The 10,497-nt window shown below is 73.0% G+C and carries 11 protein-coding genes and 1 pseudogene; 9 read left to right on the forward strand and 3 right to left on the reverse strand.

Annotation, left to right across the window (positions count from 1 at the left end; genetic code table 11):
* Positions 1-195 precede the first annotated feature (195 nt).
* Positions 196-963, reverse strand: coding sequence for a 3-oxoacyl-ACP reductase FabG (fabG, locus tag ABD323_RS36580; RefSeq protein WP_344446412.1), 768 nt, complete (start codon positions 961-963; stop codon positions 196-198).
* Between the two features lie 467 nt (positions 964-1,430).
* Between fabG and ABD323_RS36585 the strand changes: the two genes are divergently transcribed.
* A complete protein-coding gene (locus tag ABD323_RS36585; protein ID WP_344446413.1) occupies positions 1,431-2,267 on the forward strand; it encodes a MarR family winged helix-turn-helix transcriptional regulator in 837 nt (278 codons plus the stop codon).
* Positions 2,268-2,437: 170 nt separating this feature from the next.
* Here ABD323_RS36585 and ABD323_RS36590 read toward each other — a convergent pair whose 3' ends face one another.
* Entirely contained in the window at positions 2,438-3,292 is an 855-nt protein-coding gene (locus ABD323_RS36590) for an aldo/keto reductase (RefSeq protein WP_344446414.1), read from the reverse strand.
* A gap of 194 nt (positions 3,293-3,486) precedes the next feature.
* Here ABD323_RS36590 and ABD323_RS36595 point away from each other — a divergent pair, with 194 nt between their 5' ends.
* The 8 genes from ABD323_RS36595 to ABD323_RS36630 all read left to right on the forward strand — a co-directional run bounded on the left by ABD323_RS36595 (position 3,487) and on the right by ABD323_RS36630 (position 9,884).
* Positions 3,487-3,747 (forward strand): lipopolysaccharide assembly protein LapA domain-containing protein, encoded by a 261-nt coding sequence (locus ABD323_RS36595; RefSeq protein WP_344446415.1) that lies wholly within the window; start codon positions 3,487-3,489, stop codon positions 3,745-3,747.
* A gap of 87 nt (positions 3,748-3,834) precedes the next feature.
* Positions 3,835-4,563: an amino acid ABC transporter ATP-binding protein gene (locus ABD323_RS36600; RefSeq protein WP_344446422.1), complete on the forward strand. Its 729-nt coding sequence runs from the start codon at positions 3,835-3,837 to the stop codon at positions 4,561-4,563.
* 12 nt (positions 4,564-4,575) lie between these two features.
* Entirely contained in the window at positions 4,576-5,466 is an 891-nt protein-coding gene (locus ABD323_RS36605; RefSeq protein WP_344446416.1) for a glutamate ABC transporter substrate-binding protein, read from the forward strand.
* A gap of 11 nt (positions 5,467-5,477) precedes the next feature.
* A complete protein-coding gene (locus ABD323_RS36610; protein WP_344446417.1) occupies positions 5,478-6,122 on the forward strand; it encodes an amino acid ABC transporter permease in 645 nt (214 codons plus the stop codon).
* Positions 6,119-6,982, forward strand: a complete 864-nt coding sequence (locus ABD323_RS36615; protein WP_344446418.1) for an amino acid ABC transporter permease — start codon at positions 6,119-6,121, stop codon at positions 6,980-6,982. Before ABD323_RS36610 ends, ABD323_RS36615 begins: the two co-directional genes overlap by 4 nt.
* Before the next feature lie 109 nt (positions 6,983-7,091).
* A complete protein-coding gene (locus tag ABD323_RS36620; protein ID WP_344446419.1) occupies positions 7,092-7,997 on the forward strand; it encodes a LysR family transcriptional regulator in 906 nt (301 codons plus the stop codon).
* 151 nt (positions 7,998-8,148) lie between these two features.
* On the forward strand, positions 8,149-8,805 hold the full coding sequence (locus tag ABD323_RS36625; protein WP_344446420.1) for a cysteine dioxygenase family protein: 657 nt from the start codon (positions 8,149-8,151) through the stop codon (positions 8,803-8,805).
* Entirely contained in the window at positions 8,805-9,884 is a 1,080-nt protein-coding gene (locus ABD323_RS36630; protein WP_344446421.1) for a YeiH family protein, read from the forward strand. Before ABD323_RS36625 ends, ABD323_RS36630 begins: the two co-directional genes overlap by 1 nt.
* Positions 9,885-9,981: 97 nt before the next feature.
* Here the strand turns inward: ABD323_RS36630 and ABD323_RS36635 are convergent.
* A pseudogene (locus tag ABD323_RS36635) lies at positions 9,982-10,497 on the reverse strand (hypothetical protein); the annotation flags it as partial.

Below are 10,497 nucleotides of genomic sequence, written 5' to 3' on the forward strand. Positions count from 1 at the left end.
CGGCGACGAGCTGGCCGTCAACGTCCGGCACACCACCACGCACTTCGACCGGGTGGTCGCCCAGGTCCCGGCCACCCGGGAGCCCTAGGACAGGCCCTGGACGCGGCTGGACACCGGGCCCGGGCGGCTACGTCCCGGGCCCGGGCGCCGCACTGGCGGTCGACGCCCGGGACCAGAGGTTCTACGGCGGACGAACTAGTCGAGCGGGCCGCCGGCGACGTAAATCACCTGGCCGCTGACGAACCCGGCACCCTCGCTGGCGAGGAAGGAGATGGTGTGCGCGATGTCCTGCGGCACGCCGACCCGGTTGACCGGGATCTGGGTGGCGGCGGCCTGCTTGAAGGCCTCGAACTCCATGCCGACCCGGGCGGCGGTGGCGGCCGTCATGTCGGTGGCGATGAAGCCCGGGGCGACCGCGTTGGCGGTGATGCCGAACTTGCCGAGCTCGATGGCCAGGGTCTTGGTGAAGCCCTGCAGGCCGGCCTTGGCCGCGGAGTAGTTGGCCTGGCCGCGGTTGCCCTGGGCCGAGGAGGAGGACAGGTTGACGATCCGGCCGAAGCCGGCGTCCACCATGTGCTTCTGCACCGCGCGGGTCATCAGGAAGGCGCCCCGCAGGTGCACGTTCATCACGGTGTCCCAGTCGGCCGCCGACATCTTGAACAGCAGGTTGTCGCGCAGCACCCCGGCGTTGTTCACCAGGACCACGGGCGAGCCGAGTTCGGCGGCGATCCGGTCCACCGCGGCCTGCACCTGGGCCTCGTCGGAGACGTCCGCGCCCACCGCGAGCGCCCGGCCGCCGGCCGCGGTGATCCGCTCGACGGTCTCCTTGCCCGCCGACTCCTCCAGGTCGACGACCGCGACGGCGTAGCCGTCGGCGGCGAGCCGCTCGGCGGTGGCGGCACCGATGCCGCGTGCGGCGCCGGTGACGACGGCGACCCGGGGGGTACTGGTCTGCTCGGTCATGCGAGGTACTCGTCTCTCTCGGAACGGGGGCGGGCGACGGCGCACAACCTGCGCGCGGGCCCGTGGACATGGCGGTGAGAGCGCTGCCCGGATACCCTACCGGCGGGTAGCTGAGCAGGCCAGGGTGCCGCTCCGGGGGTCGGTCGCCTCGCCGCCGGGGGACGAACTACCACAAGTCCGCCGAACATCCGTCTACTATCCGCCCCTGCCTGCCGCGATGAGCGTGGCGTTTGTATAGTGTGCGCCAGCAGCCGTCGGCTGCACGGCGGAGCTCCCCTCGATCCGGGTCGAAATCACTGCGGTTGGTCTCGATCCGTCCCGGGGGAGGCCAGCACGCCGCTACTGCCCCGCCCGGGTGTCCCACAGCACGCCGGGTGTGACATCAGGACGGATTCATGGTGCTGGGGGAGATCCCGACGACCCGTGTGCCCGGACGGCTTCAGCAGTCGCCCGGTCACCTCATCCGCGTGGCCCAGCAGGTACACACCCGGCTGTGGTCCGAACATGTCGGAGCCGAACTGACGGCTCCTCAGTTCGCGGTCCTGCTCGCGCTCGCACTCGAACCGGGCGCCGACCAGCGCACGGTGGGAGAGCGTGCCTCGCTGGACAAGGCGACGATGGCCGAGATGGTCGCTCGGCTGGTACGGCGTGGCCTGGTGCTGCGCCGACGCGATCCGGCGGACGGCCGGCGCAAACTGTTGGCCCTTTCGCAGAACGGCGCTCAGGCCGTTCGGGAGGCCACCGGCGGCGTGGTGCGGGTGCAACGCACCCTCTTCGAGCCGCTGACATCGGAAGAACAGCTCGAACTCGTGCGCGTGCTGGCCAAGATAGCCAGGATGGAGCCGGCCGCGGTGGCCGCGCTCGCGGACGCCCGCCCGCTGCTGGACGCCCAGCGCGCGGTCGGATATCTCATCCGGGTGGGCCAGCAGGTGCACACCAAGCTCTGGTCGGAGCACGTCGGCTCCGAGCTGACGGCACCTCAGTTCGCGGTGCTGGACGCTCTGGAGACCGAGCCGGGCGCCGACCAGCGCACGGTCGGTGAGCTGGCCTCGCTGGACAAGGCGACGATGGCCGAGATGGTCAGTCGACTGGTCCGGCGCGGTCTGGTGCTGCGCCGGCGCGACCCCTCCGACGGACGGCGCAACCTGCTGTCGCTCTCGCCCGCCGGGCAGGAGTTGCTGCACAGCGCGGCGGCCGGGGTGGCCCAGGTGGAGCGTCAACTGCTCGAACCGCTGGACTCGAGCGAGCACCAACGGGCGCTCGTTCTGCTCTCCAAGGCGGCCCGACTCGCGCCGGTGCCGTAACGATTCACCCGTAAGTTCCTGGGAGTTCGCTGGGACTGCCCCCCGGTGGCTCTGCACCGGGTCCGGGCCTGCCCCGGACAGCACTGCGGGCCCCCGCCATCGGCGGGGGCCCGCAGTGCTGTCCGGGGTGGGTGGGGCTCGCCGCACGAGTCCCACCCACCGCGCGGTGGTCAGTTCCAGTCGAAGCCGGTCGGGTCCGGGCCGATCCGCTCACCGGTGGCGACACCGGCGATCACCTCGAGGTCCTCGGCGTCCAGCTCGAAGCCGGCCACGTCGAGGTTCTCCCGGATCCGGGAGGGGGTGACCGACTTGGGGATCGCGATGATCCCGCTCTGCAGGTGCCAGCGCAGCACCACCTGGGCGACGGTGCGCCCGTGCTTGGCGGCGACCTTGACCAGGGCGGGCTCGGTCAGCAGGCCCTTGCCCTGGCCCAGCGGGCTCCAGGCCTCGGTGGCGATGCCGTGCTCGGCGTGGAAGGCGCGCAGCTCCTGCTGGGGGAAGTGCGGGTGCAGCTCGACCTGGTTGAGCGCCGGGACGACCGAGCTGGTCTCGAAGAGCCGGGTCAGCTCGGCCTGGCCGAAGTTGGAGACGCCGATCGCCTTGGCCCGGCCGTCGGTGAGCAGCTGCTCGAAGGCCTGCCAGACGTTGGCGTAGCTGCCGTGCATCGGGCGCGGCCAGTGGATCAGGTAGAGGTCGACGTACTCGGTGCCGAGCTTCTCCAGGGAGGCGTCGAACTCGCGCAGCACCGCGTCGCGGCCGGCCTGGCCGGACCAGTCGCGGGTGCCGCTGTTCCAGAGCTTGGTGGTGAGGAAGAGCTCCTCGCGGGGCACGCCGGCCTGACGCAGGCCCTCGCCGGTGCCGACCTCGTTCTCGTAGATCGCGGCGGTGTCGATGCTGCGGTAGCCGCTCTCGACGGCGGTGCGCACGGCGGCGGCCGCCTCCGCGTCCGGGACCTGCCAGACGCCGAAGCCGAGCTGCGGGATCGCGATGCCGTTGTTCAGGGTGACGGTGGGGATGGTGCTCACGCGCGAGGTGCCCTTCGGAGTGGTCCGGTGTTCCGAAGGGGAGAACCGGCCGTGGCCGGCGGATGTTCCCGCCTGCGCGGATTCGTCCGTGGATTCGGGGCATGCCCCCCGTTGGAGGGACAGCGGTACTCCGTTCGAGGGAGCCGCGGGCGGATCGGGCCTACCGGCCCGGCGGCGGCGCGCAGACTGACCGGGTGACCAAGAACCCGAACGGCTCGTCGTTCTCCGGGCGGAAGAAGAGCGAGATCGCCGGCGTGCCGACCCGGGTGGTCGTCGGCGTCGTGGTCGCCGCCCTCGCGCTCTGGTTCCTGCTGGCGAACCTGGACAAGGTGAAGATCCAGTTCTGGGTCTTCACGGTGACCGCCCCGCTCTGGATCGCGCTCACCGCCACCCTGGCGGCCGGTGCGGTGCTGGGCTACCTCTTCAAGGGGCGGCGCGAGAACCAGGAGCGCTAGGCCCGGTCCGGCCCGCCGCCGGTGACACTGGCAGTACCAGGTCCAGGGGAGGGACTCGCCGTGAACACCGACACGACCTTCGCCCCGCTGATCGAGCTCAGCGGGGTCAACAAGCACTTCGGGGCGCTGCACGTCCTGCAGGACATCGAGCTGACCGTGGGGCGCGGCGAGGTGGTGGTGGTGATCGGCCCCTCCGGCTCGGGCAAGTCGACGCTCTGCCGGGCGATCAACCGGCTGGAGCCGATCGAGAGCGGCACCATCACCATCGACGGCCGCCCGCTGCCCGCCGAGGGCAAGGGCCTGGCCGCGCTGCGCGCCGAGGTCGGCATGGTCTTCCAGTCCTTCAACCTCTTCGCGCACAAGACGGTGCTGGAGAACGTCACGCTGGCCCAGCTGAAGGTGCGCAGGCGCGGCCGCGCGGAGGCCGAGGCCAAGGGGCGGGCGCTGCTGGAGCGGGTGGGCCTGGCGAGCCAGGCGGACAAGTACCCGGCCCAGCTCTCCGGCGGCCAGCAGCAGCGGGTGGCGATCGCCCGGGCCCTGGCGATGGACCCCAAGGCCCTGCTCTTCGACGAGCCGACCTCCGCGCTCGACCCGGAGATGATCAACGAGGTGCTGGACGTGATGCGCGCCCTGGCCACCGAGGGCATGACGATGGTGGTGGTCACCCACGAGATGGGCTTCGCCCGCTCCGCCGCGCACCGGGTGGTCTTCATGGCGGACGGCCGGATCATCGAGGACCGTCCCCCCGAGGAGTTCTTCAGCAGTCCGCGCAGCGAGCGGGCCAGGGACTTCCTCTCCAAGATCCTCAAGCACTGAGGGGGTGCCGCGATGCGCCGCACCGCCCTGGTGCTGCTCGCCCTGCTGGCCGCGCTGGCCGGCTGCGGCAAGCCGGGCACGCCGCCCGCCAAGGGACCGCAGCCCGGCTCGTTGCCCAGCTACCCGGTGGCCTCCGGCGCCGCGACCACCGGCTCGGGCACGCTGGACGCCGCGCGCCGGCGCGGCCACCTGGTGGTCGGGGCCAAGGAGGACCAGCCCTACCTGGGCCAGAAGGACCCGGCCAGCGGCGTCTACTCCGGCTTCGACATCGAGATCGCCAAGATGGTCGCCGCCGACCTGGGGTTCGGCCCGGAGCGGATCGAGTTCAGGACGATCGCCTCCGCCAACCGGGAGACCGCGCTGCAGAACGGCCAGGTCGACTACTACGTCGGCACCTACACCATCAACGACAACCGCAAGAAGCTGGTCGGCTTCGCCGGCCCCTACTTCGTCGCCGGGCAGGGCCTGCTGGTCCGCAAGCGGGAGAGCGGGATCGAGGGTCCGCAGGACCTGGCCGGCCGCACGGTCTGCTCGGCGGCCGGCTCCACCCCCTACCAGCGGATCCAACAGCAGTACCCGAAGGCCAAGTTGGTGGGCTACGACACCTACTCGGCCTGCATCGACAACCTGATCACCGGCCAGGTGGACGCCGTCACCACCGACGACGCGATCCTGCAGGGCTACGCGGCCAAGGTGCCCGACGAACTGCGCGTCGTCGGCGAGCCGTTCTCCACCGAGCCGTACGGCATCGGCACCCCGCGCGGGGACGCGGTGCTGCGCGGCGCGATCGACGACGCACTGGCGCACCACGAGCGCAACGGCGACTGGGCGAAGGCGTACCGGGCCACGCTGGGCCTGTCCGGAGTGCCGACCCCCACCCCGCCCCCGATCCAGCGGTACTGAGGAGCGGCCCGATGCACGTCCTGACCGCCAACTGGTCCACCTACTGGCACGGCTTCCTCGGAACCGTGGAACTCACCCTGGTCAGTTCCCTGCTGGCGCTGGCGCTCGGGGTGCTGATGGCGGGCTTCCGGGTCTCGCCGGTCCCCGCCCTGCGGGCCTTCGGCGCCGGCTGGGTGACGGTGCTGCGCAACACGCCCCTGACCCTGCTCTTCTTCGTCGTGGTGCTCGGGCTGCCGCGGTTCGGCGTCTCGCTGCCGTTCTTCACCTTCGCGGTGCTGGCGCTGGGCTGCTACACCTCCGCCTTCATCTGCGAGGTGCTGCGCTCGGGCATCAACACGGTGCCGCTCGGCCAGGGCGAGGCGGCCCGCAGCCTGGGCATGACCTTCGGCCAGACCCTCTCGCTGGTGGTGCTGCCACAGGCGTTCCGTTCGGTGGTCGGCCCGGTGGGCAGCCTGCTGATCGCCCTGGCCAAGAACTCGGCGATCGCCGGCTCGTTCAGCGTGGTCGAACTGCTGGGCAGCTACCGCACGATCAACGAGCTGGGCTACGACATCGTGTGGACCTTCGTCTGGATCGCGGTGGGCTACCTGGTCATCACACTCTCCCTCAGCGCCCTCTTCTCCCTGCTGGAACGACGACTGGCGGTGTCCCGGTGAGCGCCACCACGGCGAGCGCCTCCGCGCTCTACGACATCCCCGGCCCGCGGGCCCGCTCGCGGCACCGGTTGTACGGCGCGCTGGCGCTGCTGGGCATCGCCGCGCTGGCCGGCTGGGTGGTCCACCTGCTGATCCACACCGGCCAGTTCAGCGCCGCCAAGTGGACCCCCTTCGAGTACGCCGGCATCCAGCGGCTGCTCTGGCGGGGGCTGCAGAACACCCTGCGGGCGTTCGCGCTGACCGCCGTGCTGGCGCTGCCCTTCGGTGCGCTGCTCGCGGCCGGCCGGCTCTCCGAGCACCGGGTGGTGCGCTGGGCCAGCACCCTGGTGGTGGAGTTCTTCCGGGCCATGCCGCTGCTGGTGATGATCTTCTTCATCTTCGTCGCGATGCAGGTCCAGCCGTTCTGGGCGCTGGTGGCCGGACTGACCCTCTACAACGGCTCGGTGCTCGCCGAGCTCTTCCGGGCCGGGGTGCTCGCGGTGCCGCGCGGGCAGCGCGAGGCGGCCTACGCGCTGGGCCTGCGCAAGACCCAGGTGATGGCGTACGTGCTGGTGCCGCAGGCCAACCGGGCGATGCTGCCGGCCATCATCAGCCAGCTGGTGGTGGCCCTCAAGGACACCTCGCTCGGTTTTCTGATCACCTACGAGGAGTTCCTGCACGCGGGCAAGCTGATCGCCACCAACCTGGACTACGACCTGCCGTTCATCCCGGTGGTGATGGTGATCGCCCCGGTCTACATCGGGCTCTGCCTGCTGCTCTCCTGGCTGGCCCGCTGGGTGGAGCGGCGCGGGCGGCGCAGCCCGCGGGTGCGCGGCGGGGCGCCGATGGCCACGGCCGGGACGGCTCCGGACGCCCAGTAGGTCGGCGGAGCGTGGCGAGTGGGCACCCGAGCGTGGCCGCTTTCCACACTGATGATCACTTGAATCGCAGTCGGGGTCGGATGACCCAAATTCTGCTTATGATTCTGCGATGTTCGACTCCCGACACATCCGGACCTTCCACGAGGTGGTGAGCACCGGCTCGTACACCGCGGCGGCCCGCTCGCTCGGCTACACCCAGCCCGCGGTCACCCAGCAGATCCGGGCGCTGGAGCGGGAGGCCGGCGTCCAGCTCTTCACCCGCGACGGGCGCCGGATGCGGCTCACCGAGGCCGGCGAGACGCTGGCCCGGCACGCGAGCGTGATCCTCGGCAGCCTCGGCGCCGCCCAGCAGCAGCTCCAGGCGCTGGCCCGGCTGCGCGCGGGACGGGTGCGGGTCTGCGCCTTCCCCAGCGCCAACGCGACGCTGATCCCCGAGGCGATGGCCCGGCTGCTGGCCGACCACCCGGCGGTGCGCGTCGAGCTGCTGGAGGCCGAGCCGCCCGAGTCGCTGCACAAGCTGCTGGCCGGCGAGTGCGACATCGCGCTCTCCTTCAGCTACCCGGGGCTGCGGGCCGAACTGCCGGAGGAACTGGTGGAGATCCGGCTGATGGAGGACCTGCTGACGGTCCTGCTGCCGGTCGGCCACCCGCTGGCGCGCCGGCACGCGGTGCGGCTGGCCGAGCTGTCGCAGGCCCGCTGGATCGCGGGCTGCGCGCGCTGCCGGGCCAACTTCCTGCACGTCTGCGCGGAGGAGGGCTTCGACCCCGACATCGTGGTCACCACCGACGACAACCTCGCCCTGCAGAGCCTGGTGGCGGCCGGCGTCGGGCTGGCCGTGGTCCCCTCCCTGGTGCTCTCCTTCCTGTGCCACCGCCGGGTCACCGGCCGCTCGCTGGAGCCGCACGTGCGCCGCCAGGTCTCCGCGTACGTGCTGCGCGAGCACCTGCCGCTGCCCGCCACCACGCTGGTGCTGGACGGGCTCAAGTCGGCCGCGGCCAGCCGGGTGGGCTGCTGACGCCGGGCCTGGGACCCCGCCACCCGGGGGCCCGGGGAGCGCCCCGGGTGAACGGGCGGTGACCGAGCGTCAGTCACCCATAAGCAGGAGTTGGCGGTAGCGAAGGAACGCTCCTTGGACGCCGCGCGCGGACCGCAAGAAGCTGCCATGCATGACAGTGACTGCCACCAGCGTCCGCACCACCCCGCTGGCCGACGCCCTCGTCGCGGAGATCCGCGAGGTGGTGGCCCGCGGTCTGGCCCCCGAACTGACGGCCTACCTGACCGGTGAGCGGCTGCGCCGCTACCTGGCGGAGCCCGCCCTGCTCACCGCCGAGCAGCGCCAGGGCGACCCGGACCGCTACCGCCAGCACGTGCTGCACGCGGAGCCGGACGGCAGCTTCTCGGTCGTGGCGCTGGTCTGGCTGCCCGGCCAGCGCACCGCCATCCACGACCACGTCTCCTGGTGCGTGGCCGGCGTGCACCAGGGCGAGGAGAGCGAGCGGCGCTACCGGCTGGTCCCGGACGGCGCCACCGCGCGACTGGCCGCCACCGAGGACGTGGTCAACCCGACCGGCTCGGTCTGTGGGTTCGCGCCGCCCGGGGACATCCACCAGGTCTACAACTCCTGTCGCGGCACCGCGATCTCGATCCACGTCTACGGCGCGGACGTGCAGCGGCTGGGGAGCAGCATCCGCCGGGTCTACCGGCTCCACGAGGAGCCGGGCGGGCGCGACGGCGACGACGGCGGCCGGCGCGCCGGCGAGCAGCAGGGGCGGCAGCAGGGCGAGCGGCCCGGCGTCGGGGCGCAGCGCGGCGAGCACGCCTGATGGCCCTGACCCCGACCCAGCCCCGTCCGATCCCGCTGCAACTGCGCTCCCCGGGCCCGGTGCCGGCCTCGGTGCCCGGGCTCGCGCTGGCCGCGGCCGGGGTGGTCGCGGCCACCGTGGTGCACCGGCTGGTGCCGGCGGTACCGATGCTCACCGCCTCGGTGGTGCTCGGCATCGCCGCGGCGCACCTGCCCGGCAGCCGCACGCTGGTGCACGGCCGGGCCAAGGCCGGACTCTCGGTGGCCGCCAAGCGGCTGATGCGGGTGGGCGTGGTGCTGCTGGGCCTGAAACTGAGCCTGGCGGACGTGGCCGGCCTCGGCTGGGCGACGGTGGCGATGGTGCTCGCGGTGGTGGCGGCGACCTTCACCGGCACGTACTGGCTCGGGCGGCGGATCGGCCTGCCCGGCGACCAGCCGCTGCTGGTCGCCACCGGCTACTCCATCTGCGGGGCCTCGGCGATCGGCGCGGTCAGCCAGGTGACGGGCAGCGAGGAGGAGGACATCGCCGGCTCAGTGGCCCTGGTGACGCTCTGCGGCACGCTGGCGATCGCCGTGCTGCCGCTGCTGCACGTCCCGCTGGGGCTGGACAGCGAGCAGTTCGGGCGCTGGGTGGGAGCCAGCGTGCACGACGTCGGCCAGGTGGTGGCCACCGCGCAGACCGCGGGGCCGGCGGCGCTGCGCGAGGCGGTGCTGGTCAAGCTGATGCGGGTGGCGCTGCTGGCTCCGCTGGTCGCCGGGGTCGCGGTCGCCGCCCGCCGGGCACGGCGGGCCCGCCGGGACGCCGCCGACGGCGGCGCCGAACCGCTGGTGGCGGGCAAGCGGCCGCCGGTGCTGCCGCTCTTCGTGGCCGGGTTCCTGGCGATGATCGTGCTGCGGAGCACCGGGCTGCTGGGCAGCGGGGTGCTGGACGGCGCGCAGCGGGTGCAGGAACTGGTGCTGGCCGCCGCGCTGTTCGGGCTGGGAGCCGCGGTGAACCTGCCGACCCTGGTACGGACCGGCGGGCGGATGGCGGCGCTGGGGCTGGCGTCCTGGGTGATGGTCGCCGGGGTCTCGTACGTGGGTGTGCTGCTGACCACCTGAGGACCTGACCCTCCGACCACGTGAACGATGACCCCACGGCCTGCCGTGGGGTCATCGGGCTGTTCCGGGCCGGCGCGAGGCCGGGCCGGCGGGCGGGTCAGGAGAAGGGATCGCGCACGGGGGCGGCCGGGGCCGCGGCCGCCGGCGCGGCGGTGGCCGGGGCGTCGGGCTGGGGGGCGAAGGGGTCGAAGTCCGGGGGCGGGATCATCACCGGGGTGCCCTTGCCGGGCGCGGGTTCCTCGGCCTCGCCTGCGGGGGCGGCCGGGGTGTCGACCTGGGGGGCGAAGGGGTCGAAGTCCGGGGGCGGGATCATCACCGGGGTGCCCTTGCCGGGCGGCGGGGCCGTGGGCGGAGCAGCGGGCGCCGTGGCGGTGGGTGCCGGGGCGGCGACCGGAACCGGGGTGGGTGCCGGGGTCTGGCTCGCGCGGGTCACCGTGCCGAACGGGTCGAGCGGCTGGTTCGTCGTCACCGTGCCGAACGGGTCCAGCGCCACGGGCGCGGCGGGGGCCGGCGCGGCCCCCCGGACCGGGGCGCCGTGCACGGCGGCGGGTGCGGGGGCGGTGGGCGGGGTGTCGGTCTGGGGGGGGAAGGGGTCGGAGTCCCGGGGCGGGGT

The organism is Kitasatospora nipponensis, assembly GCF_039528135.1.
GTDB lineage: Bacteria > Actinomycetota > Actinomycetes > Streptomycetales > Streptomycetaceae > Kitasatospora > Kitasatospora nipponensis.

Bases quoted from the DNA above. Each gene is read 5' to 3' on its own strand.
- fabG (WP_344446412.1), bottom strand. From the start codon at position 963: ATGACCGAGCAGACCAGTACCCCCCGGGTCGCCGTCGTCACCGGCGCC.
- ABD323_RS36605 (WP_344446416.1), top strand. From the start codon at position 4,576: ATGCGCCGCACCGCCCTGGTGCTGCTCGCCCTGCTGGCCGCGCTGGCC.
- ABD323_RS36610 (WP_344446417.1), top strand. From the start codon at position 5,478: ATGCACGTCCTGACCGCCAACTGGTCCACCTACTGGCACGGCTTCCTC.
- ABD323_RS36620 (WP_344446419.1), top strand. From the start codon at position 7,092: ATGTTCGACTCCCGACACATCCGGACCTTCCACGAGGTGGTGAGCACC.
- ABD323_RS36625 (WP_344446420.1), top strand. From the start codon at position 8,149: ATGACAGTGACTGCCACCAGCGTCCGCACCACCCCGCTGGCCGACGCC.
- ABD323_RS36630 (WP_344446421.1), top strand. From the start codon at position 8,805: ATGGCCCTGACCCCGACCCAGCCCCGTCCGATCCCGCTGCAACTGCGC.